Consider the following 22,496-nt stretch of genomic DNA (forward strand, 5'->3'; position numbering starts at 1 on the left):
ATTGAACGCTAAATGGTATGAGTTGCAACGGGGTGGTGGAGGTGGCGATGCGGTGAATCCTGGAATGGCGGTGCTGGCCTGGCTTGCGGTGGGTATTCCACTGGCCTGGGGGTTTACCGCACGCTGCACTGCAAAGCGTCGCAAAATTCTTCAACTGACAGACTATTTTTTAAAGCCAGTCAGGTCGTGCGGTAAACACTGCACGACAGCAGCTAAGCCGGCATGAATCTTTTCGGTCCGTCCAGTGACGTCAAAGCCGTGGCCGCGGATCAAGACGGCGGCTTCGAACTGTTCGCCAAGGTGGGCGAAGTCCTGCAAGCGCCGGGCTTGAAGGTGGGCACCGGCGTCATCGTGGACGCCACTATTCAATGGGTGCGCCGAACTCCACCGAGAACGCTGACAAGGCCAGGGACCCAGAGACTTTTATGACACGGGCGCCGTGAATGGCCGTTAAATGAGGGCGGCCAAAACAGCGCTTCCGACAGTGGGCATGAAGACCACCGTACACTGCGCGCATGTCTGATTTTTTGCTGCAGTCTCCCGAAACAGACGTGGCCGTTCGCCGTCCTTGTGTGGTGGTGGCGGTTGTCATGCGCCGCGAGCACATTGACAACCGCTGGCAGCCCTGGCGCTGGGTGCTGGCCGATATCGTGCCGAACGAGGAAGCCTTTGGCGAACAGCCGCGCTTGCTGCTCAAGGACGAGCGGGAAGAACGCTGGCTGCATCCCGGCTTCAAGGTTGAGCTGTTTCCCGACGATGCGGAAGGCTACTACCTCAACGTCACCACGCCGCAGCCCTGCTTCTGGGTGGTCTGGCGCATGGAGGAAGAGGCGGCGCTTGCCGACGAGCCGGTGGCGGTGCCGCAGATCGTCACGCTGAGCTACCACGACGCCGGGCGCTGGCTCGATGCGCAGGAAACCGTGGAGCAGGTGCCCGCACCGCCGCAGGTGGTGCAGTGGCTGCAGCATTTCGTGGATCAGCATCATGTACTGGAAGTCAAGCGCCGCCAGCGACCCCAAAGCTTCAAGCCCTTGCTGGATCGTTTTGGCAACCCTGCACGGGTGAGCACTGAAAGGAAATTTGGCGGAGGCGGCAATGGTTGAGGAGGCCAGGGGATTTTTGGGCCGTTGGGCGCGTCGCAAGACCGACGCCTTGCACGGCAAGCCGCTGGAGGAGCCCGCTGCTGTTGCAAAACCCGGGGCGATGGATAGCGCCGGGGTCCAGATCCCTATTTCAGGCTCTGCAGAGTCCATGCCCGCAGTGCTTCCTTTATCGGGTGCAACTGCCGCCGCCAGCGAAGCAGAACAGCCGGAAAAAATAGCACTCTCACTTGACGATGTGAAACTGCTGACCAAGGACTCCGACTTCAAACCCTTCATGGCACGCGATGTCGGGCCTGAGGTGCGCAACGCCGCGATGAAAAAACTGTTTGCCGACCCGCACTTCAACGTGATGGATGGCCTGGACATCTACATTGACGACTATTCCAAATCCGATCCCATCCCCGAGTCCATGCTCCGGCAGATGGTCGGTGCGAAGTTTCTCAAGCTGTTTGATGACGAAGAAAAAGACGAAAAGCAGAACGACCTGACCTCTTCGCCGCGGGAAAATGCGAATAACCCTAACGGTGAAACCGTGGCACAGTCCTCTGGAAATTCCGACTTGGGCCGTCCGGACCCAATTAACCCCGAACATTCCAGCCAACCCGCGCCATTGCCTGACGCCGGTGCCAGCCCACAAGACCATGCCCACACTCATTTGCGACTGCAACCAGACCATGCCTCTACAGCCCCAGACGCTGGGCGCGACACTTAATGAAAACCTGACGCTGCATTCGGCACTGTGCCGGCGTGAAGCGGGTGCGTTCCAGAAGGCGATTCAGTCAGGCGACGACGTCGTGGTGGCCTGCACGCAGGAGAAGCGTCTCTTTGCAGAACTGGCGCAGCAGACCGAAGGCGCGACCTCAGTCATCAAGTTTGTCAACATCCGCGAAACCGGCGGCTGGAGCAAAGATGCTGCCAGCGCCAGCCCGAAGATCGCGGCCTTGCTGGCAGCGGCTCATCTGCCCGATCCTGACCCGGTGCCCACCGTAAGCTACCAGAGCGCGGGGCGCCTGCTGATCATTGGTGAACTCGATGCGGCCGAGCGTGCGGCCGAGTGCTTGTCGGACACGCTGGACGTCACGCTGTTCAGCCTGGGGGCCGGCCGTGACGGCGGTTTGCAGGAGCGGCGCTACCCGGTGCTGGCCGGAGAGATCCAGCGACTGACGGGATGGCTAGGGGCGTTCGAACTGAAGTGGGAGCGCAACAATCCGATCGACCTGGATCTGTGCACCCGCTGCAATGCCTGTGTGGCGGCCTGTCCCGAAGGTGCGATCGAATTCGACTATCAAATTAATAGCGCCTTGTGCAAGTCCCACAGGGCCTGTGTCAAGGTTTGTGCTGTTGCCGGAGCAATTGACTTCAGTCGCGAAGCTGAGGGATTAAGCGAAACATTTGATCTGGTTCTCGACCTGCGTGCCACGCCCGCCTTCACGCAGCACGCGCTGCCCCAGGGCTACTTCCGCTGGGATGGTCAGGACAGCCGTACCCTGCTGCAGGTGCGCTCGCTCGTGGGCGAGTTCGAGAAGCCCAGGTTTTTTGTCTACAAGCAAAAACTGTGTGCCCACAGCCGCAACGAAAAAACCGGCTGCAATGCCTGCATCGATGTCTGCTCGGCTTCGGCCATCAGCAGCGAGCGCGATCGCCAGCGGATCTTGGTCAACCCCCATCTGTGCGTGGGCTGTGGTGCCTGCACGACGGTCTGCCCCAGCGGTGCATTGACTTATGCCTACCCACGCGCCAGCGAGCAGGGCACAAAAATCAAGACCCTGCTGGCCACCTACGCCCGGGCTGGTGGCAAGCATGCCGCCCTGTTGCTGCACAGCCAGGAAGCGGGGGTGCGCCTGCTCGGTGATCTGGGCCGTGCGGCCCGGCTCGATCCTGCTACCCATGGCATACCGGCACGCGTGCTGCCCATGGTGTTGTGGCATACCGCCTCGATTGGCCTGGAACTGTGGCTCTCGGCCGTCGCCTATGGCGCTTCGCAGGTGTGGGTGCTCATGACGGACGAGGAAGCACCGCAGTACCGGGACGCGGTGCGCGCGCAGATGGATGTGGCGCAGGCCATCCTCAGCGGTCTTGGTTATCAGGGGGAACACTTTCGACTTCTTTGCGCGAAGGATGCGCGCGATCTGGCCGAACTGGATGCCGATTTGCAGGCAGCTCCGGCCCAGGGTGTGACCCAGGCCGCGGGCTTTGCCGTGCAGGCCGACAAGCGCGCCACGCTGGAGCTGGCACTCGATCACTTGGTAGCTCAGGCCGCCGCGCAGCCCGAGGTGATCCCGCTGCCGGTCACCGGCTCGCCCCTGGGCGCACTGGCCATCAACAAGGACGCCTGTACCCTGTGCCTGAGCTGCGTCAATGCCTGCCCGGCCAGCGCCCTGCAGGACAACCCGCAAACGCCACAGCTCAGATTCATTGAGAAAAATTGTGTGCAGTGCGGTCTGTGCGTCAAGACCTGCCCCGAAAAGGCGCTCGCGCTGGTGCCACAGCTCAGGCTCACGGCGCAGCGCAAGGAAGCGATCATGCTCAATGAGATGCAGCCCTATGCCTGCATACGCTGCAGCAAGCCCTTCGGCACCCTCAAGGCGATCGAATCCATGCTGGGCAAGCTGGCAGGCCATGCCATGTTTCAGGGGGCGGCCGCAGACCGCCTCAAGATGTGCGGTGACTGCCGGGTCATTGACCTCTACTCTGCAGACAATGAACTCAAGATTACCGATATTCGCTAACCATGTCGCTACCCATGATGCAAGCCCAACTCGTTACTTCCACTCTCGACGAAGAAACCGCGCGCGCCGAAGTGTACGGACTGCTCGCTGCCCTTTACTACGCAGCGCCGTCGGCGCAGCTGCATGAAAACCTTCGCGTGGCCGTCACCGAGGCACCTGCTGCGGGCGCCTTGCTTGAGAGTTCATGGGGCGAACTGGTGGCTGCCGCGCGCGAACAAAGCCTGGCAGACATAGGCCAAGAATGCGATGCGTTGTTTGGTGGAGTTGGCAAGCCCGAGGTATACCTCTTCGGCTCCCATTACCTCAGCGGATTCCTCAATGAAAAACCGCTGGTGGCCTTGCGTAACGATATCGCGGCACTGGGGCTGGCGCGTGATGAAGCCATGCCGGAAACAGAAGACCATGTGGCCTACCTGTGCGAAGTCATGCGCTACCTGATTGCGGGTGACGATGTGGAAGTAGCCAACCTGACACGCCAGCGAGAGTTTTTTGCGCGGCATGTCCAGCCGTGGGTGCCCATGATGTGCGAGGCGGTCATGCAACACCCCAAGGCCCGTTTTTACCGCGCACTGGGGGCCTTCACGCAAACCTTCCTCAGTGTTGAAGCCCAAGGCTTTGACATGCTGGCTTGAAGGCGCAGTGACTTTGCCCTCACGGTACTGATTCGTCTCAAATTGAGACACCAGAATCCCTGGAAGTGCCGCGCCAACGATAAGATCACCTATCGTTTTCCCTAGTTTTCATTTATTCATTTGAGCAAGCCATTGTGATGCGCGGTACTCTGACATAGAGTATGAACGTAGTTACATATCAGGCAAGCTTCCTTGGAGATAAAAATGCAGGACAACCGATCTAAACCTTCGCGCCGGGGTTTCTTTTTCGGCGCAGCCGCTACTGGCGCCGCAGCCGCAGCAATGGTCGCCTTGCCGGGTGTACCCGCACCGGAGGCCGCGCTCCAGGCGCTCAAACCGGCCCCTGAAAAAGGCGGTGGTTACAGTCTGACGGACCACGTCAAGCGTTACTACAAAACCACGCGCGTCTAATTCATCCCCGTTTTTATTCTTACGGAGAGCTCCATGCTGCTCACGAAAAAACCTCACGTTATTCATGGCGACCCGGTGCATCGCGCCAGCTCTGCACGCTTTGTACAAAGCCTCGCGCGCGGCCTGTCCAATGCCCTGCCCACGATGGACCGGCGCGCATTCCTGCGGCGCTCGGGCCTGGGTGTCGGTGTCGGCCTGGCCGCTACCCAGTTGACGCTGGTAAAAAAAGCCAGAGCTGCGACCCCTGGCGCTGTGGATGGCAGCGGAAAAATCGAAGTCAAACGCACAGTCTGCACCCACTGCTCTGTGGGTTGCGCAGTCGATGCCGTGGTTGAAAACGGCGTCTGGGTTCGTCAGGAGCCGGTGTTTGATTCGCCCATCAACCTGGGTGCGCATTGCGCCAAGGGTGCTGCGCTGCGCGAGCACGGCCATGGTGAATACCGCCTGCGCTACCCCATGAAGCTGGTCAACGGCAAATACGAGCGTATTACTTGGGACACGGCACTCAGCGAGATCAGCGCCAGGCTGCTGGAGTTGCGCAAGGCCAGCGGCCCGGACTCCATTTACTGGGTAGGCTCCTCCAAGCACAACAACGAACAGGCCTACCTGATGCGCAAGTTCGTGAGCTTCTGGGGCAGCAACAACTGTGACCACCAGGCCCGCATCTGCCACTCCACCACGGTGGCCGGCGTTGCCAACACATGGGGTTATGGCGCCATGACCAATTCCTACAACGACATGCAAAACAGCAAGTGTGCGCTGTACATCGGCTCCAATGCAGCCGAGGCGCACCCGGTCAGCATGCTGCACATGCTGCATGCCAAAGAGACAGGCTGCAAACTGATTGTGGTCGACCCGCGCTTTACCCGCACTGCCGCCAAGGCCGACGAATACGTTCGCATCCGTTCGGGCTCGGACATTCCCTTCCTGTTCGGTGTGCTGTACCACATCTTCAAGAACGGCTGGGAAGACAAGCAGTACATCAACGACCGTGTTTACGGCATGGAACAGGTCAAGGCCGACGTGATGGCCAAATGGACGCCGGACAAGGTGCTGGAAGCCTGCGGCGTGGACGAAGCCACCACGCTCAAGGTGGCGACCATGATGAGCCAGAACCGCCCAAGCACCATCGTGTGGTGCATGGGCCAGACCCAGCACACAACGGGCAATGCGATCGTCCGCGCGTCCTGCATTTTGCAGCTGGCGCTGGGCAACGTCGGAAAATCCGGCGGGGGCGCCAATATTTTTCGTGGCCATGACAACGTACAAGGCGCAACCGACGTCGGCCCCAACCCCGACTCGCTACCTGGTTACTATGGCCTGCTGGAAGGCTCGTGGAAGCACTTTGCCAAGACCTGGGGTGTTGACTTTGACTGGATCAAAGGGCGTTATGCTTCGCCAGCCATGATGGGCAAGCCCGGTATCACTGTATCGCGCTGGATCGATGGCGTGATGGAGAAAAACGAATTCATTGACCAGGATTCCAACCTGCGCGGCGTGTTCTTCTGGGGTCATGCGCCCAACTCCCTGACCCGCGGTCTGGAGATGAAGCGCGCGATGGACAAGCTGGATTTGCTGGTCGTCATTGACCCTTATCCTTCGGCAACAGCCGCCATGGCGGCGATGCCGGGCAAGGCTGAAGACCTCAATCCCAACCGTGCGGTGTACCTTCTGCCGGCGGCCACCCAGTTCGAGACCAGCGGCTCCGTGACGGCCTCCAACCGTTCCCTGCAGTGGCGCGAAAAAGTGATTGAGCCTCTGTGGGAAAGCCGCAGCGATCACATGATCATGCACCAGCTCGCTGAAAAACTGGGCTTTTCCAAGGAGCTCTCAAAAAACTACAAGATGCAGAAGGTCAAGGGCATGGACGAGCCCGTACCGGAGGACATCCTGCGCGAAATCAACAAATGTGTCTGGACCATTGGCTACACCGGCCAGAGCCCCGAGCGCCTCAAGGCACATATGCGCAATATGCATCTGTTTGACGTCAAGACCCTCAAGTCCAAAGGCGGCAAAGACAAGGAAACCGGCTACGACACGACGGGCGATTATTTCGGCTTGCCCTGGCCGTGCTGGGGCACGCCGGAGCTCAAGCATCCCGGCTCGCCCAATCTCTATGACACCTCCAAGCACGTCATGGACGGCGGCGGTAATTTCCGCGCCAACTTCGGTGTCGAACGCGAAGGCAAAAACCTGCTGGCGGAAGACGGTTCACACTCACTGGGCGCCGACATCACCACGGGCTATCCTGAGTTTGACCACCTGTTGGTGAAAAAGCTGGGGTGGTGGGACGAGTTGACCGATGCCGAAAAAGCCGCAGCTGAAGGAAAGAACTGGAAGACCGACTCGTCCGGCGGCATCATCCGCGTGGTCATGAAAAACCATGGCTGCCATCCGTTTGGCAACGCCAAGGCACGCGCCGTGGTGTGGAATTTTCCCGATGCGATTCCACAACACCGCGAGCCGCTGTACGGCATCCGTCCCGATCTGGTCGCCAAATACCCGACGCACGACGACAAGAAGGCTTTCTGGCGCCTGCCCACACTGTACAAAACCATTCAGCAGAAAAATATCGCCGACAAGGTGCATGAAAAATTCCCGCTGATCATGACCTCCGGCCGTCTCGTTGAATACGAAGGAGGCGGTGAGGAAACCCGGTCCAACCCCTGGCTGGCCGAGTTGCAGCAGGAAATGTTCATCGAAATAAATCCCAAGGTGGCTGCCGAAAAAGGCATTCGCAATGGCGAGCGGGCATGGGTCAGCACGCCTACCGGCGCACGTCTCAATGTTCAGGCCATGGTGACCGAACGTGTGGGCCCCGACACCGTGTTCCTGCCCTTCCACTTTTCGGGGCGCTGGCAGGGCGCTGACATGCTGGCCTATTACCCCAGTGGTGCGCACCCGGTAGTCCGCGGTGAGGCCATCAACACCGGAACCACCTACGGCTACGACAGTGTGACGATGATGCAGGAAACCAAGACGACGGTCTGCAACGTCGAACGAGCATGAACATGGCCCCCACGCTTGTCGCCTCGCATACTGCGCTGCCCCACGAGGGGGCTGTGCTTGTTTGGGGCGGCCCGGCGCTGCGCCCGCCCGCCTTCACCGCCTTCACCTATTTTTATACGCTGCATTCAGCGCAGGCCAGTGCCTCGCCGGAAGCGGGTCGTCAGGAGACACCATGGCACGCATGAAATTTGTTTGTGACGCCGAGCGCTGCATTGAATGCAACAGTTGCGCCACCGCCTGTAAAAACGAAAACGAAGTTCCGTGGGGCGTCAACCGTCGCCGCGTCGTGACGCTCAACGACGGGGTTCCAGGTGAAAAATCCATATCGGTCGCCTGCATGCATTGCAGTGATGCGCCGTGCATGGCCGTCTGCCCCGTCAACTGCTTTTACCGCACCGACGAAGGCGTGGTGTTGCATGACAAGGACGTCTGCATCGGCTGCGGCTACTGCTCTTACGCCTGCCCGTTCGGCGCACCGCAGTTCCCCTCCCAGGGCACTTTCGGTGTGCGCGGCAAGATGGACAAATGCACCTTCTGTGCGGGTGGCCCGGAAGTCAACGGTAGCCAGGCTGAATTTGAAAAGTACGGCCGCAACCGCCTTGCCGAGGGCAAATTGCCGGCTTGCGCAGAGATGTGCTCCACCAAGGCCTTGCTGGCCGGTGATGGCGATGTGGTCGCTGACATCTTCCGCAACCGGGTTGTGCAGCGCGGCAAAGGCGCCGAGGTCTGGGGCTGGGGAACGGCCTATGGTTCCAAACAGGCAGGCCAGCCGCCTGCAGGAGTCAAATCATGATGCGCCTTGTACTGATAACTGCTGCTGTCATGGCGCTCGCCGCCTGCGGCGAAAAACCGCAGACCGGTTATGGTGTCAAAAGCGACGTTCCGGCATTTCAAGGTGCGGAAGACCCGTTTGTGGCGCCAGGCTGGAAGGTGGGCGACAAGACCAGCTGGGAGCAAGGGCTCAATGCTCGCGGACAGAACACCCAAAACGAATATTCCAAGACAAAGTGACCGGGAGCCCTTATGGAACGAGCACGACTAGCTATATTTTTAATAGCAATTGGGCTGGCCGGGCTGGCCGGAGCGCAAACGTCCACGACCCAGCCGACCCAGCCGACCCAGCCGGCACAGGTGTCGGGAGTCATCACGCCAGCGCCTGTGGCGCCGGCAGCGGCTGGCGGCATTCAGGGCCAGAACATTTTTGAGGTCAAGCCCGACGCCAGTGCCGATCCCAACTATGCCAGGCAGACCAACGGCGAGCGGGCCAAGGTCCAGCCGGGCAACAATGCGCCCATGTGGCGCCAGGTTGGATTAGGCGTGACCGGCTATAGCAGCCTGCCTAAAAGCGAAGCGCCGGAGGCCGGCAACCTGATTCAGCCTTTTGTGCAGTATCCGGGCTCACGCCCGACCAATGCCGGTGAGGCCTGGCGCCAAGTGCGCAACAACTGGCTGATCCCTTATGGCGGGGCGTTTTTGCTGATCGTGGCCGGTGCGATTGCACTGTTCTACTTTGGCATGGGCAGCATCAAGCTGCACAGTGCCGAGACGGGCCGCAGGATCGAGCGTTTCACACCCTTTGAGCGTTCGGCGCATTGGTCCAATGCGACCGCGTTTGTCATTCTGGCCATCTCGGGCATCGTCATGGCATTTGGCAAGTTCTTTTTACTGCCGTTGATGGGCGGCATGCTGTTTGGCTGGCTCACCTATGCCCTCAAGAACATGCACAACTTCGCCGGCCCGGTGTTTGCGGTTTCTCTGCTTGTCATCATCGTGACCTTCGTGCGCGACAACCTGCCGGCCAAGGGCGACCTGAACTGGTTGCTCAAGGGCGGCGGCATGCTGTCCGAGCACCAAGTCAAATCGGGCCGGTTCAACGCGGGCGAGAAGGTTGTGTTCTGGGGTGGCGTGTTTGTGCTGGGGGTGATCGTGGTGGCCTCCGGGCTGGCCATGGACAAGCTGTTGCCTGGTCTGAGCTACGAGCGCAGCACCATGCAGGTGGCCCACATGGTGCATTCGGTAGCCAATATTCTGATGATCGGCATGTTCATGCTTCACATTTATCTGGGCACCATCGGCATGCAGGGCGCCTATCAAGGTATGAAAACCGGCTATGTCGACGAAACCTGGGCCAGGGAACACCATGAACTCTGGTACGACGATGTGAAGGCCGGCCGTATTCCTGCCCAGCGCACTGAGCCTGCGCCACCGAGCCAGACAGTCCAGGCATAAAGAAGGAGGGTTCCATGAAAAAACTTTTAATTGTGAGTCTGCTGGCCAGTGCGTCTGCGCTGGCGCTGGCCACACTTCCCCCACTGAGCGACGAAGCCAAGGCCAAAGCCGCAGAGGCGGCCGCCAAGGCGGCCTGGGCCGGCAAGGTGGATGCTTACCAGTTTTGCATGTCGCAAGACAAAGTGGCTGCCAGCTATTACCAATCCGCCAAGGCTGCAGGCAAGGAAACCAAGCCGGCGACGGCAACGCCTCCCTGCGCGGATCCGGGCGCTTTCACGTATACGCCGCAAGAAGTGGCCAAGCCCATCGAGGCCTCGGGCGCGCACTCTCCGGCGGCCACGGCTACCAGCCCGCCCAGCAGCAGGCAGCCTGATGCGGTGGTCAATCCTGCCAAGAAACCCTGAGACGTCATCCCCACTAAAGGGCCGGCCCGTCAAGGGTCGGCCTTTTTGTTGTAGTCTTCAGTCATGCCCCTGTTGCCCCCATTCCCTTTGCCCCACCTGACGCTAGCCCAAGCCCCCTTGACCTGTGAGATTGATGCCGTCAACGAATACGGCGAGCAGCTCAAAGTCTCCATTCCTGCCGAACGGGCGCTCACGGTGTATGTCGATAAACGCGAGCTGGTCACCCTGATGACGCTGGGCGCGCACCCTGAGCTGCTGGTGCTTGGCTACCTGCGCAACCAGCGGCTGGTCAGGGAGGTAGCAGACATCGAGTCCATCACTGTCGATTGGGACGTAGGCGCTGCCGCCGTCAAAACCCGCCATGGCATTGAAGATATCGAGGAGAAAACGTCCAGGCGCGTCGTGACCACCGGCTGCGGTCAGGGTAGCGTGTTTGGCGGCCTGATGGATGAGGTGGACCAGATCGAGTTGCCTCACGGCGCCAGCATCATGCAAAGTCAACTGTACAGCCTGGTCAACACCATCCGTCTGAAAGAGACCACCTACAAGTCCGCCGGTTCCGTGCATGCCTGCGCCTTGTTTGCTTGCGGCTCTGTCGAACCCGAGATGCTGCTGTTTGTGGAAGATGTGGGAAGGCACAACGCCATCGACACGATTGCCGGCTGGATGTGGATGCAGGAGGAAATGGCCCCCACGCTTGTCGCTTCGCATACTGCGCTGCCCCCCGAGGGGGCTGAACTTGCTTGGGGCGGCCCGGCGCTGCGTTCGCAGGCCGCCACGCTCCTGGTTTCGTCTGCTGCGCCGCCCCCTTCAGGGACAGGCGGACTGGTGTTCTACACCACCGGCCGCCTGACCAGCGAAATGGTCATCAAGTCGGCGCAAATGGGGGTTCCCATCGTGGTGTCGCGCAGCGGCATCACGCAGATGGGGCACCAGGTCGCGCAATCGGTGGGTTTGTGCGCCATTGGCCGCGCGACCAACAAGCGCTTTGTCTGCTACACCCAGGCGCAGCGCCTGAAACTGCAGCCTGGTCTGGTGGCTAAACTTGACGTGAAGCCGGCCATGCAAGCCGACCTCAAGGCCGATCAGGAAGCCTGATGGTCTGAAGGCAGGGCTTTGATGTCCCACAGCGCGCCGCGGTTACCGCTTCTGCGCTAAGGTCACACCATGAAAACCCTTTTTCTGAAGCTCGGCTGGCGAACCCTGCTGCGCGATTTGCGGGCTGGCGAGTTGCGCCTGCTGATCGTGGCCGTTACGCTGGCGGTGGCGGCCCTCACGGCCGTTGGTTTTTTTGCCGACCGGCTCAAGGGCGGCCTGCAGCGCGATGCCCAGCAACTGCTGGGTGGCGATGCCGTGGTCCGCAGCGACGGCGTGACTCCGGCCGCCTTTATCGCCAAGGCCCAGGCGCTGGGCCTGAAGGCTGCCTCTACCGTCACCTTTCCCACCATGGCCCGCGCCCCTGACGAAGACGGCGGCACCAGCAAGCTGGTGGCGTTCAAGGCCGTGCCCGAGGGCTACCCGCTGCGCGGGACCCTGAAAGTGGCAGACAGCGCGGAGAGCACCGGCCAGGCTACCCGTGAGATCCCGGTGCCTGGCACGGCCTGGGCCGATGCTTCGCTGCTCGATGCGCTGGGCCTGAAGCTGGGCCAAACCCTGCTGATGGGCAAGGCACGCTTCACGCTGACCCGCATCATCATGCAGGAGCCCGACCGTGGCGCCGGCTTCATCAGCTTTTCGCCGCGCGTGATGATCAACCAGGCCGACGTGGCCGCCACCGGCCTGATCCAGCCCGCCAGCCGCACCAGTTACCGCTTTGCCGTGACCGGCGATGACAAGGCGGTCAAAGCCTATGTGAAGTGGGCCACTGACGAGATCAAGAAACCGGGCGCGCAATCCGGCATTCGCGGCGTGCGGCTGGAGTCACTGGAGAGCGGCAGCCCCGAGATCCGCCAGACGCTGGACCGCGCCGAAAAATTTCTCAATCTGGTGGCCTTGCTGGCGGCCCTGCTCAGCGCTGTGGCGGTCGGGATTGTGGCGCGCGGTTTTGCGGCCAAACATCTGGACGACTGCGCCATGCTGCGCGTGCTGGGACAGCCGCAGCGCACCATTGCCCTGGCGTACGGCTTTGAGTTTGTGGTGGCGGGGCTTTTCGCCAGCGCCCTGGGCGTGGCCCTGGGCTTTGCGGTGCATTACGGCTTTGTGTTGTTGCTCGCCGGACTGGTCGAAACTGCGCTGCCCGCGCCAACGCTTTGGCCCGTGGCTTTTGGCATGGGCATGGGCCTGACGCTGCTGCTGGCTTTTGGCCTGCCACCGGTTCTGCAACTGGCTCAGGTGCCGCCGCTGCGCGTGATTCGCCGCGAGGTCGGCAACCTCAAGCCGGCCTCGCTGGCGGTGCTGGGCCTGGGCATGGCCGGTTTTGCCGCGCTGTTGGTGGCCGCCAGCAGTGATTTGAAGCTGGGCTTGATTTCGGTGGGCGGATTTCTCGCTGCCGTGCTGGTGTTTGCGGTGGCCAGCTTTGCCGCCGTCAAATTGCTGCGCGCCAGCGTCAACGAAGCCACGGCGCCGCGCTGGCTGGTGCTGGCCACGCGGCAGTTGTCGGCGCGCCCGGCGTATGCGGTCGTGCAAATCAGCGCCCTGGCTGTGGGCCTGCTGGCGTTGATGCTGCTGGTGCTTTTGCGTACCGACTTGATCAGTAGCTGGCGCCAGGCCACGCCCGCCGATGCGCCCAACCGCTTTGTGATTAACGTACAGCCCGAGCAAAGCGATGCCTTTCAGCAGGCGTTGCGTGACGGCGGCGTGAAAAAGTTCGACTGGTATCCGATGATCCGTGGTCGCCTGGTGGCGGTGAATGGCAAGGCCGTGACGCCTGATGATTTTGAAGACGACCGCGCCAAACGCCTGGTTGACCGCGAGTTCAACCTTTCCAACAGCGCGCAGCAGCCTACCCACAACCAGGTGGTGGCGGGCCGCTGGACGGCTGGCGAAAAAGACGCCATCAGCGTCGAAGAAGGCCTGGCCAAGACGCTGGGCCTCAAGCTCGGCGACCGCCTGCGCTTTGACATCGCCGGCCAGCTCAACGACGCCAAGATCACCAGCCTGCGCAAGGTGGACTGGGGCTCCATGCACGTCAACTTTTTTGTGATGTACCCGGTGGCCCAGCTGGCCGACGTCCCGGTGTCCTACATCAGTGCCTTCCGGGCGCCCGAGCCTGTGCTTCAGAGCAATCCCGCAAATGGTCAAGTCCGGCCCCAAAGCTTCGACAACGCCCTCGTCAAAGCCTTTCCCAACATCACCAATGTGGACATGAGCAGTACCCTGAATCAGGTGCAGCGGGTGCTGGACCAGGTGATTGGCGCGGTGGAATTTTTGTTCAGCTTTACGCTGGCTGCGGGTCTGGTGGTGCTGTTTGCGGCCGTCACGGCGACGCGGGAAGAGCGCGCCCGGGAATTCGCCATCATGCGGGCTCTGGGCGCCAAAGCCTCACTGCTGCGCCAGGTGCAGCGCGCCGAACTGGTCGGTGTCGGCCTGCTCGCCGGCTTCCTCGCGTCGCTGGTGGCGCTGGCCGTGGGCTGGGGTCTGGCGCGCTATGTGTTTGACTTCAGCTGGACCGGCTCCTGGACGGTACCGATCTTTGGCAGCCTGGCGGGCGCGGTGCTGGCGCTGGCTGCGGGCTGGTGGGGCTTGCGTTCTGTGCTCAACACGCCCGTGGTGGAAACGCTGCGCAAAGCCCAATAGCCCACATTCAAAAAGAATATGCACATCGAAGAAAAGCCGCCCGGCAGCCCGCCGTTTGAGACACCGTTTGCCTGGATAGGTGGCGAGGCCCAAGTCAAGGCGCTGGTCGAGCGGTTTTATGACCTGATGGATCTGGAGCCCGCTTACACCGTGCTGCGTGCGGCGCACGGCAGCACGCTGGACAACGCCCGGCAGCGCCTGTTCTGGTTTCTGTGCGGCTGGCTGGGCGGGCCGCAGTACTACACCGAGCGCTTCGGCCACCCGCGCCTGCGCCAGCGCCATATGCCTGGGTTATTGGGGTCAGACACCAATTTCGCTGCGGGTGCGTTGCACCGCACCCTCCGGGCGAGCCGAAGGCTCGGCGAATTTGGGCTCTGACCCCAAAAACCCATGCATGGACCAGGCCATGCTTGAGACCGGCGTGGACGAAGCCTTGCGCAGCCGGCTCAACGCCTCGTTTTTCCAGACCGCGGACTGGATGCGAAATTCGCCGGCTTAGGAACCGCTTGGGGGACGTTGTGCTTCAGTCCGAACGGATTTATGTTGCAGCCGGCCACGGTTTATAGCTATTAATTTAGTAGCTGTCTACGCCCGTCGTTGCTGGGCTAGAGCCACGTTTGTCTTACAAATAGCCGAAGAAACAGGCCGCGAAGCCGGATTTTCCCTGAAAATTTATATGAAATAGGCCTAAAGCCCTTTGTGGACGGGCATCAGAGGCTACTGAATTAATAGCGAACGGGAGAAGTTCAACTCTGCGCCAGCAGCACCACCAGCGCGCCGGCGCCGCCCTCGGCGGGGCGCGCCTGCACAAAGGCCAGCACTTCCTGTTTTTGAATCAGCCAGCCTTGCACCTTGCCTTTGAGTACCGGTGTCTTGCCGGGCGAGCCCAGGCCCTTGCCATGCACCACGCGCACGCAGCGCAGACCGGCCTTGTTGGCCTCGCGGATAAAAGCTGCCAGCGCTTCGCGCGCGTCCTCGCGGCGGAAACCGTGCAGATCGAGCTGGCGCTGAATGCTCCAGTTACCCCGGCGCAGCTTGCGCACCACGTCGGGGCCCATGCCGGGTCGGCGAAAGCTCAGGGCTTCGTCGGTGTCCAGCAGGCTTTCCACATCAAACTCATCCGAGATGGCTTCGCGCATCACGGCCAGCTCGTCGCGCTGCTGTTGCACCGGAATGGGTGCTGGCTGGGGCCGTGGCAGGCTGGCCTTGTGGCCGGGCAGATGTTTGATCGACAAGGCCTTGACCGGGCCGATGGCGCGCGAAAACAGTTCCTTCTCGGCTTTGGTTTTCGCCGCGGCGGCCAGGCGCGCGGCAACGCGCTCTTGTTTCAGCTTGGCGCGTATCTCGATCTCCCGCTTGACGGCCTTGAGATCTTTCAAATCTTTGATCGGGAGACGTTTGGAGGCTGGCGTAGGCATGGTGTGGATTGATGTGGAGGCCGGATGCTGGATGCTAAAGCAGTCCCAGTTCAGCCATCGAGATGGCCTGGGTACTGGTCACCACAAAATGGTCAAGCACGCGCACATCCACCAGCGCCAGCGCGGCCTTGAGCGTTTGCGTCAGCGCTTCATCGGCGCGCGAAGGCTGGGCTGCGCCGCTCGGGTGGTTGTGCGCCAGCACCACGCTGGCCGCGTTGAGCGCCAAAGCCCGCACCACCACCTCACGCGGGTAGACGCTGGTTTGGGTCAGCGTGCCGCGAAACAGCTCCTCCAGCACGATCAGCCGGTGCTGGCTGTCCAGGAACAGCACGGCAAAAATCTCATGGACCCGGCTGCCCAGCTGCAGCTGCAGATAGTCGCGCACGGCTTGCGGCGTGGCAAACAGCGTTTTTTCCTTCAGTTCTTCGGCCAGTGCACGGCGCGCCAGCTCCAGCACGGCCACCAGTTCGGCGCGTTTGGCCGGGCCCAGGCCCTTGATGCTTTTCAGCGCTTCAGGCCCGGTGTGCAGCAGTCCGGCCACCCCGCCGAAAGTGTCCAGCAGCTCCTGCCCCATCTGCAGCGCATTTTTCCCGGGCAAACCGGTGCGCAGCAGCAAGGCCAGCAGTTCGGCATCGCTGAGCGCGCCGGGGCCACGGGCCAGCAGTTTTTCGCGGGGACGGGCGTCCTCGGGCAGGTCTTTGATCAGCATGGGATGGGCAATAGGTGAAGGGGTTCAGTTCTGGGGCAAGGTAGTCAAAGGCCAGCGAAAAGGCCGAAAAAGCGGGTGGTGGCCCGGGACAAGTCTTACTTTCTACAATAGGGGCAGTTTACAAACACTTGCCAGCCGACCAGGCTGGCCCATGAAGTCTTATGCACACTGCGAAGTCATCGGCTCAAGCCCTCGTTCAACCCGTTGTCCAGCAAGGCTCTTTCCTGACCTTGCATTACCGCATGGCCGGGCTTGGCGGTGCAAACATCATCAACACTTTTGACAGCAAACCGGCCACGCTGAGCCTGGGTGCGGGCGAATTGTCGCCTGCCATCGAGCAGCACCTGCTGGGCTTGCCGGAAGGCACGCGCACCACCTTTGAGCTGGCCGCTGGCGAAGCGTTTGGCGAGCGTAACCCCGCGCTGGTGCAATGGGTGGCCCGCAAGCTGCTTATTGAACTGGGTGACCCCGAGGAACAATACAAGGTGGGCGATGTGGTGCAGTTTCCCACGCCCGACGGTAGGGGGCAGTATGCGGGCACGGTCCATCAGGTCAAAGGCAGCGACGATGCCGTGCAGTTTGACTTCAATCACCCCCTGGCCGGCCAGCCGGTGGTTTTTGAAGTGCAGGTGATTGGCGTTTTATGAGCACGGAAAGCCACGGACCTCAGGAAATTCTACTTGCAGAGCCGCGCGGCTTTTGCGCCGGGGTTGACCGCGCGATTGAAATCGTCGAGCGGACCCTGAGCAAGTTTGGCGCACCGATTTACGTGCGCCATGAAATCGTGCACAACACCTATGTGGTGAACGATCTCAAAACCAAAGGCGCGATATTCATTGAAGAGCTCTCCGACGTGCCGCCAGGCGCCACGCTGGTGTTCAGCGCCCACGGCGTGAGCAAGGCAGTGCAGGAGGAGGCCAAAGCGCGTGGTTTTCATATCTTTGATGCCACCTGCCCGCTGGTCACCAAGGTGCATATGGAGGTGGCCAAGCTGCACAAGGAAGGCTACGAGTTCATCATGATCGGCCACAAGGGCCATCCCGAGGTGGAAGGTACCATGGGCCAGCTCGACCGCGGCATCCATCTGGTGGAAGACGTGGCTGATGTGGCGCGTATTTCGCCTTTGCAAACCGAGCGGCTGGCCGTCGTGACGCAAACCACGCTGAGCGTGGACGATGCGGCCGAGATCAGCGCGGCGATCAAAGCGCGGTTTCCGCAGGTGCGCGCGCCCAAGCAGCAAGACATTTGCTACGCCACGCAAAACCGGCAGGACGCCGTCAAGGTGCTCAGCCCGCAAGTGGATATTTTGATTGTGGTGGGCAGCCCGACCAGTTCCAACAGCAACCGCCTGCGCGAGCTGGCCGCCAAGCTGGGCACCGAGGCTTACATGGTGGATGACGCCAGCGAGTTGCAGGAGTCGTGGTTTGAGGGCAAGAGCCGCGTCGGCCTGACGGCGGGTGCCTCGGCGCCGGAGATTCTGGTCAAGCAGGTGATTGATCGCATCAGGGCACTGGGTGCCGTTTCGGTTCGCAAAATGGATGGGGTTGAGGAAACCATCAAGTTCCCGTTGCCCAAAGGCCTGAAGGTTGACGCACAGGGCCACACGCTGGAGGTCAGCGGCAGCCAGCTCCATCAATTGAGCTGATTGTTGACGGCGGCAGTTATGGTTAATCGCTATCAAATTGAGAGCTGTCAGCGCAATTTCAACAGGGGCTACAGCCACTTTATTCATCAAACTCCGCTCTGGAAGCTGCCCGGCAAAGCGCTGGGTGTGGACTGCGCGGAAGTCTGGCTAAAGCTTGAGCAATTGCAGACGGGCGGCAGCTTCAAGGCGCGCGGCATGCTTAACCGCCTGCTGTCCAACGCCATACCGACCAGCGGCGTGATAGTGGCCTCGGGCGGCAATGCAGGGATTGCCACGGCCGCAGCGGCCAAAGAGCTGGGCGTGCCTTGCGAGGTGTTTGTGCCGGAAGTGTCCAGCCCGGCCAAGCGCGCCAGACTCACCGCGCTCGGCGCGCATGTGGTGGTGATCGGTGCCGCCTACGCCGACGCGCTGCAGGCTTGCCTGGCCCGCCAGCACGAAACGGGTGCGCTGCTCACGCATGCTTATGACCAGCCCGAAGTGCTGGTGGGTGCCGGCACGATGGCGCTGGAAATCGAGCAGCAGGGCGGCGTGCCCGATGCCGTGCTGGTCAGCGTGGGCGGCGGTGGCCTGATCGGCGGCGTGGCCAGCTGGTTCGAGCAGCGCAGCCGCGTGGTGGCGCTGGAGCCAGAAGGGGCGCCTACGCTATTCAGTGCGCGCGAAGCCGGTCAGCCGGTGAATGTGGCCGTCAGCGGCATTGCGGCGGATTCGCTGGGCGCCCAACGCATTGGCCGCCTGGCGTGGGAAGTCACCCAGGCCCATGTGCGTGATGCGCTGCTGCTCACCGATGAATCAATCAGGGCGGCGCAGCTGTGGCTCTGGAACGAACTGAAGCTCGCCGTCGAGCCCGCTGCAGCGCTGCCGCTGGCTGTGCTGCACAGCGGCCGCTATGTGCCGCGTGCTGACGAGAAAGTCTGCCTGATCATTTGCGGCGCCAACGTTGACCCAGCCAGCCTGAACTGAGTTTGAACCCGAATCTGCCGCAACGAGAGCGGCACAAAATACAATCTACCCCATGCTAGATATCAACCTGCTCCGAAAAGACCTGCCCTCGGCCATCGCCCGTCTGGAGACCCGCAAAAGCCCTCAAGCTTTCCTCAATGTGGAAGCGTTTCAGGCGCTGGAGGCCGAACGCAAGGCCCTGCAAATCAGGACGGAAGAGCTGCAAAACCAGCGCAATATCCTGTCCAAGCAGGTCGGCCAGCTCAAGTCCAAAGGAGAAGACGCCAGCGCCGTGATGGCGCAGGTCAGTAGCTCCAAGGCCGAGCTGGAGGCCTCTAGCGCCCGGCTTGAGCAGATCCAGGCCGAGATGCAGGCGCTGCTGCTGGCCGTACCCAACCTGCCGCATGACAGCGTGCCGCAGGGCATTGGCGAAGCCGGCAATGTGGAGGTGCGCAAATGGAGCCCGGTTGAAGGCCTGGGCGGCTCACCTGCGGCACTGACGTTCGAAGTCAAGGACCATGTGGACGTGGGCCAGCCGCTGGGTCTGGATTTCGAGCTGGGTACCAAGCTCTCAGGCTCACGGTTTACCGTGATGAAAGGCCCGCTGGCCCGTTTGCACCGCGCGCTCGCCGCGTTCATGCTCGATGTGCAGACCGCAGAGCACGGCTACACCGAGTGCTATGTACCCTACATCGTCAACGCGGATTCGATGCGCGGCACCGGCCAGTTGCCCAAGTTTGAGGAAGACCTGTTTGCTGCCAAGAAGGGCGGACAGGAAGGAGCGCAGGAGGCCGAAAGCACGGCGCTGTACCTGATTCCGACATCAGAAGTGCCACTGACCAACTTCGTGCGCGACGTGATCACGCCCGAGGCTGATCTACCGCTTAAATTCACTGCCCACACCCCATGCTTTCGCTCGGAAGCCGGCAGCTATGGGCGCGACACGCGCGGCATGATCCGCCAGCACCAGTTCGACAAGGTTGAAATGGTGCAGATTGTTCAGCCGGAGAAAAGCTACGAAGCGCTGGAAGCCATGACGGGCCACGCCGAAGCGATTCTGCAAAAGCTCGGCCTGCCTTACCGCGTCATGCTGCTGTGCACAGGTGACATGGGCTTTGGCGCCAGCAAAACCTATGACCTCGAAGTGTGGCTGCCCGCCCAGCATAGCTACCGCGAGATCAGCTCGGTGTCCAATTGCGAGGCCTTTCAGGCCCGCAGGCTGCAGGCCAGATTCAAGAACGTGCAAGGCAAGAACGAGTTTGTACACACCCTGAACGGCTCCGGCCTGGCGGTAGGCCGCACGCTGGTTGCGGTGCTTGAAAATTATCAGCGCGCAGACGGCAGCGTTGAGGTGCCGGCTGTGTTGCAGCCCTACCTGGGCGGCATGACGGTGCTTGCACCGTCGGCGGAATAAACAAGGCTGTCAGCCTGTTAGAATTGCGGCTCGACACAGGAGAGGTGGCAGAGTGGCCGAATGTACCTGACTCGAAATCAGGCGTAGGAGCGATCTTACCGTGGGTTCGAATCCCACCCTCTCCGCCAGTGAGTCAATGAATACGGGGCCTAGCGCCCCGTTTTTCTTGTACCCCCGTTACCCTCCTTGGGTAAAACTGCTGTCGGGATATTTCTGCGGCTGCTCGCACAGGCGGTAGCCGGGGGCGTCCCCCGGACAGCAACCCGCAACCGTATTCGTCACCGACGTTTTCACACAGCCTGGACTGTAAACCGTCATTCTGAAATTTCGATTGGCTGACTGCAGCGTGCCAAAAGCCATCGATGACGATTCCGAAAAGCAGCTTCTCAACGATTGAGATAACCGGACTGCGCGGCTTAATGCGCAAGCTGCAAAGTGCAGCGAAAGGAAACGTAGCGTTGCAGCGCGCACCGCTCGTCTGGTTTGGGCACCCAATGTTCACCGCAGAAAGAATTTATCATGACCCAACGAATCAATCTTGACGAAGTCTCCGCCCCTTGCGGCCCGTGTGCAATGTTGGCTTGCTTGACGAATGTGGCGTGCCGGGAATATTTCAAGTCCACCAGCGCCGATATGGTGGCCCGGCTCTGTGACTGCGCTTCAAAAACCAGCCCTAAAAACGTCTGGTAATGCACCATGTGCTCTTGCTGCACCGCACGTTTAGACAGACTGGTGAAGATGGTTTGCAGTGCCGTCGCCTGACCGATCAGCATGCCCTCAAGGCTTTATCAATCGCCGTCATTGGCTTTCTTGGTGGTCTGATTCAAACCGTCAATCAATGCATTGAAGTCTGCGCCGTCACCCAAAATATTGCTCTGGTAATGAGCGTGCGTATACTTTCCCAATCACAAGTCCTTTGGAGAGATCAAATGAGCAAATTTGTACAGAACCCCATTCACTTCGCTGCCGACTGCGTGCAGGACAATGGATTGTGCATGATTACGCAAGAAAACTTTCTTTTCCTCGATGACGGAACAGAACATATGGCTATCGATCACCTGCAAAGGAAATGCGGGAAGGTCGTACTCATTCCCGATACGTCGAACAAAGGGCAGGCATTTCTTTACCACACAAGCTGTGAGCGGATGACTGATGTGGTCAATCAGATATTTCAGGATTATCTGGAGCCTCCTGCGAGCGTATCGCAAGCCGATTCGGAAATGACGCTCGGTGAACTACACCGCCAATGTGTCACCATGTCCTATGATGATTGCAGGGCAAAGGTCGAAGGTTTCAGTTTCTAGGGTGTCTCTCAAAAACAAAAAATAATTGCTCCTGTTTGCCCGGGTCAGCGGCAATCAGGACGCGGAGACCAACATAGCCGATTCGTAGCTTTGTTAGGGCTACCCTGAATAAGTACCGTCATAACGCCGACGCGGCCTTATGACGGAGGTGAATTGTGGAAATGGGGCACGCATTGCTATTAAGACAATAGCTCAGGCCGTTTTTTTGTCATCATGAATGCGGCGTAAACTTTGCATCCATGGACTTCACTGCAGCGATCCGGCCCGCCAAGAGCATGCAAAATCTCTCGCGTGAGGATTGGGTCGAAATGCAGTTGATTCAAACGTTTATGCGGTACGCCCGGCCTGCACTGTATGCGGCCTGCCGTCATGATCGTCGTCATGGTGGCGACGCTGTACCGGCATGTGGAGCCGACGGGACTTTGGCTGTGGGCCTTGGCGGTCGTCGCCATCACGCTGGCGCGCCACCTCGTCATCAACCTCTACCAGCGCAAACTGGGGGGCGGGTGGGCAACGCCTATAATTAAAGGCTTTGCATCCGCAAGCCTTTTTCAGGCGCAATTTCCAAGACAGAACCTCTAGCACTATGCCAATCTACGCCTATAAATGCGAGTCCTGTGGGTATGCCAAGGACGTTTTGCAAAAAATCTCGGATGCGCCCTTGACCGATTGCCCGCAATGCGGAGCGTCCAGCTTTAAAAAGCAGGTCACGGCAGCCAGCTTCCAGCTCAAGGGCTCAGGCTGGTATGCGACGGATTTTCGCGGCGGCGACAGCCCGGCGCAGGCCTCCAAATCCGCCGACGCCGAGGCGGCTC

Annotated in this window: 25 protein-coding genes, 1 tRNA gene and 1 pseudogene; 24 read left to right on the forward strand and 3 right to left on the reverse strand. The window is 60.7% G+C overall.

Annotated elements, in window-relative coordinates; genetic code table 11:
* The 16 genes and pseudogenes from B3F77_RS08335 to B3F77_RS08410 form a co-directional block, all read left to right on the forward strand.
* Window positions 1-226 (forward strand): MFS transporter small subunit (locus B3F77_RS08335; RefSeq protein ID WP_293604511.1); only part of this gene is annotated, 226 nt, incomplete at its 5' end.
* Window positions 227-279: 53 nt separating this feature from the next.
* Window positions 280-434: pseudogene (locus tag B3F77_RS20955) on the forward strand (IS5/IS1182 family transposase); the annotation flags it as partial.
* A gap of 81 nt (window positions 435-515) precedes the next feature.
* Window positions 516-1,103: a DUF3305 domain-containing protein gene (locus B3F77_RS08345; RefSeq protein WP_293604512.1), complete on the forward strand. Its 588-nt coding sequence runs from the start codon at window positions 516-518 to the stop codon at window positions 1,101-1,103.
* Complete coding sequence (locus tag B3F77_RS08350; protein ID WP_293604513.1) at window positions 1,096-1,815, forward strand: DUF3306 domain-containing protein; 720 nt, start codon at window positions 1,096-1,098, stop codon at window positions 1,813-1,815. The genes B3F77_RS08345 and B3F77_RS08350 overlap by 8 nt, the downstream gene beginning before the upstream one ends.
* The gene (locus B3F77_RS08355) at window positions 1,778-3,832 is read left to right on the forward strand and encodes a 4Fe-4S binding protein (RefSeq protein WP_414702982.1); all 2,055 of its coding nucleotides are present in this window, start codon (window positions 1,778-1,780) and stop codon (window positions 3,830-3,832) included. Before B3F77_RS08350 ends, B3F77_RS08355 begins: the two co-directional genes overlap by 38 nt.
* A gap of 2 nt (window positions 3,833-3,834) precedes the next feature.
* On the forward strand, window positions 3,835-4,464 hold the full coding sequence (locus B3F77_RS08360) for a TorD/DmsD family molecular chaperone (RefSeq protein WP_414702983.1): 630 nt from the start codon (window positions 3,835-3,837) through the stop codon (window positions 4,462-4,464).
* A gap of 204 nt (window positions 4,465-4,668) precedes the next feature.
* The gene (locus tag B3F77_RS08365; RefSeq protein ID WP_293604515.1) at window positions 4,669-4,875 is read left to right on the forward strand and encodes a formate dehydrogenase; all 207 of its coding nucleotides are present in this window, start codon (window positions 4,669-4,671) and stop codon (window positions 4,873-4,875) included.
* Between the two features lie 33 nt (window positions 4,876-4,908).
* Window positions 4,909-7,884 carry a formate dehydrogenase subunit alpha gene (locus B3F77_RS08370; protein WP_293604516.1) on the forward strand — a complete coding sequence of 992 codons (2,976 nt, stop codon included), beginning with the start codon at window positions 4,909-4,911 and terminating at the stop codon, window positions 7,882-7,884.
* 2 nt (window positions 7,885-7,886) lie between these two features.
* The gene (locus B3F77_RS08375; protein WP_293604517.1) at window positions 7,887-8,069 is read left to right on the forward strand and encodes a hypothetical protein; all 183 of its coding nucleotides are present in this window, start codon (window positions 7,887-7,889) and stop codon (window positions 8,067-8,069) included.
* Window positions 8,057-8,677 carry a formate dehydrogenase FDH3 subunit beta gene (gene fdh3B / locus B3F77_RS08380; protein ID WP_293604518.1) on the forward strand — a complete coding sequence of 207 codons (621 nt, stop codon included), beginning with the start codon at window positions 8,057-8,059 and terminating at the stop codon, window positions 8,675-8,677. Before B3F77_RS08375 ends, fdh3B begins: the two co-directional genes overlap by 13 nt.
* Window positions 8,674-8,895 (forward strand): hypothetical protein, encoded by a 222-nt coding sequence (locus tag B3F77_RS08385; protein WP_293604519.1) that lies wholly within the window; start codon window positions 8,674-8,676, stop codon window positions 8,893-8,895. The genes fdh3B and B3F77_RS08385 overlap by 4 nt, the downstream gene beginning before the upstream one ends.
* Before the next feature lie 12 nt (window positions 8,896-8,907).
* Window positions 8,908-10,113 carry a formate dehydrogenase subunit gamma gene (locus B3F77_RS08390; RefSeq protein ID WP_293604520.1) on the forward strand — a complete coding sequence of 402 codons (1,206 nt, stop codon included), beginning with the start codon at window positions 8,908-8,910 and terminating at the stop codon, window positions 10,111-10,113.
* A 14-nt stretch (window positions 10,114-10,127) separates the two neighbouring features.
* Window positions 10,128-10,517: a hypothetical protein gene (locus tag B3F77_RS08395; RefSeq protein ID WP_293604521.1), complete on the forward strand. Its 390-nt coding sequence runs from the start codon at window positions 10,128-10,130 to the stop codon at window positions 10,515-10,517.
* A gap of 63 nt (window positions 10,518-10,580) precedes the next feature.
* The gene (locus B3F77_RS08400; RefSeq protein ID WP_293604522.1) at window positions 10,581-11,615 is read left to right on the forward strand and encodes a formate dehydrogenase accessory sulfurtransferase FdhD; all 1,035 of its coding nucleotides are present in this window, start codon (window positions 10,581-10,583) and stop codon (window positions 11,613-11,615) included.
* A 69-nt stretch (window positions 11,616-11,684) separates the two neighbouring features.
* Window positions 11,685-14,252 carry an ABC transporter permease gene (locus tag B3F77_RS08405; protein ID WP_293604523.1) on the forward strand — a complete coding sequence of 856 codons (2,568 nt, stop codon included), beginning with the start codon at window positions 11,685-11,687 and terminating at the stop codon, window positions 14,250-14,252.
* A gap of 18 nt (window positions 14,253-14,270) precedes the next feature.
* Window positions 14,271-14,630 carry a hypothetical protein gene (locus B3F77_RS08410; RefSeq protein ID WP_414702984.1) on the forward strand — a complete coding sequence of 120 codons (360 nt, stop codon included), beginning with the start codon at window positions 14,271-14,273 and terminating at the stop codon, window positions 14,628-14,630.
* Window positions 14,631-14,998: 368 nt separating this feature from the next.
* On the opposite strand, the gene B3F77_RS08415 is transcribed toward B3F77_RS08410, so the two are convergent.
* Together B3F77_RS08415 and radC are read right to left on the reverse strand one after the other, a co-directional pair.
* The gene (locus B3F77_RS08415) at window positions 14,999-15,670 is read right to left on the reverse strand and encodes a Smr/MutS family protein (protein ID WP_293604524.1); all 672 of its coding nucleotides are present in this window, start codon (window positions 15,668-15,670) and stop codon (window positions 14,999-15,001) included.
* 34 nt (window positions 15,671-15,704) lie between these two features.
* The gene (gene radC / locus B3F77_RS08420; RefSeq protein WP_293604525.1) at window positions 15,705-16,379 is read right to left on the reverse strand and encodes a RadC family protein; all 675 of its coding nucleotides are present in this window, start codon (window positions 16,377-16,379) and stop codon (window positions 15,705-15,707) included.
* Between the two features lie 161 nt (window positions 16,380-16,540).
* Between radC and B3F77_RS08425 the strand changes: the two genes are divergently transcribed.
* The 5 genes from B3F77_RS08425 to B3F77_RS08445 all read left to right on the forward strand — a co-directional run bounded on the left by B3F77_RS08425 (window position 16,541) and on the right by B3F77_RS08445 (window position 20,505).
* Complete coding sequence (locus tag B3F77_RS08425; RefSeq protein ID WP_293604526.1) at window positions 16,541-17,026, forward strand: FKBP-type peptidyl-prolyl cis-trans isomerase; 486 nt, start codon at window positions 16,541-16,543, stop codon at window positions 17,024-17,026.
* Window positions 17,023-18,024 (forward strand): 4-hydroxy-3-methylbut-2-enyl diphosphate reductase, encoded by a 1,002-nt coding sequence (gene ispH, locus B3F77_RS08430; RefSeq protein WP_293604527.1) that lies wholly within the window; start codon window positions 17,023-17,025, stop codon window positions 18,022-18,024. The genes B3F77_RS08425 and ispH overlap by 4 nt, the downstream gene beginning before the upstream one ends.
* An 18-nt stretch (window positions 18,025-18,042) precedes the next feature.
* Complete coding sequence (locus B3F77_RS08435) at window positions 18,043-18,984, forward strand: threonine/serine dehydratase (RefSeq protein ID WP_293604528.1); 942 nt, start codon at window positions 18,043-18,045, stop codon at window positions 18,982-18,984.
* Between the two features lie 52 nt (window positions 18,985-19,036).
* Window positions 19,037-20,377, forward strand: coding sequence for a serine--tRNA ligase (serS, locus tag B3F77_RS08440; protein ID WP_293604529.1), 1,341 nt, complete (start codon window positions 19,037-19,039; stop codon window positions 20,375-20,377).
* 38 nt (window positions 20,378-20,415) lie between these two features.
* Window positions 20,416-20,505 (forward strand) — tRNA-Ser (locus B3F77_RS08445).
* A gap of 288 nt (window positions 20,506-20,793) precedes the next feature.
* On the opposite strand, the gene B3F77_RS08450 is transcribed toward B3F77_RS08445, so the two are convergent.
* On the reverse strand, window positions 20,794-21,150 hold the full coding sequence (locus B3F77_RS08450; protein ID WP_293604530.1) for a hypothetical protein: 357 nt from the start codon (window positions 21,148-21,150) through the stop codon (window positions 20,794-20,796).
* Window positions 21,151-21,306: 156 nt separating this feature from the next.
* On the opposite strand from B3F77_RS08450, the gene B3F77_RS08455 reads away from it, so the two are divergent.
* The 3 genes from B3F77_RS08455 to B3F77_RS08465 all read left to right on the forward strand — a co-directional run.
* The gene (locus B3F77_RS08455; RefSeq protein ID WP_293604531.1) at window positions 21,307-21,681 is read left to right on the forward strand and encodes a hypothetical protein; all 375 of its coding nucleotides are present in this window, start codon (window positions 21,307-21,309) and stop codon (window positions 21,679-21,681) included.
* 369 nt (window positions 21,682-22,050) lie between these two features.
* A complete protein-coding gene (locus B3F77_RS08460; RefSeq protein ID WP_293604532.1) occupies window positions 22,051-22,263 on the forward strand; it encodes a hypothetical protein in 213 nt (70 codons plus the stop codon).
* 4 nt (window positions 22,264-22,267) lie between these two features.
* On the forward strand, window positions 22,268-22,496 hold a 229-nt coding region (locus tag B3F77_RS08465), incomplete at its 3' end, for an FmdB family zinc ribbon protein (protein WP_293604533.1).

It is taken from the genome of Polaromonas sp. UBA4122, assembly GCA_002381615.1.
In the GTDB taxonomy this organism is placed as follows: Bacteria; Pseudomonadota; Gammaproteobacteria; order Burkholderiales; family Burkholderiaceae_C; genus Polaromonas.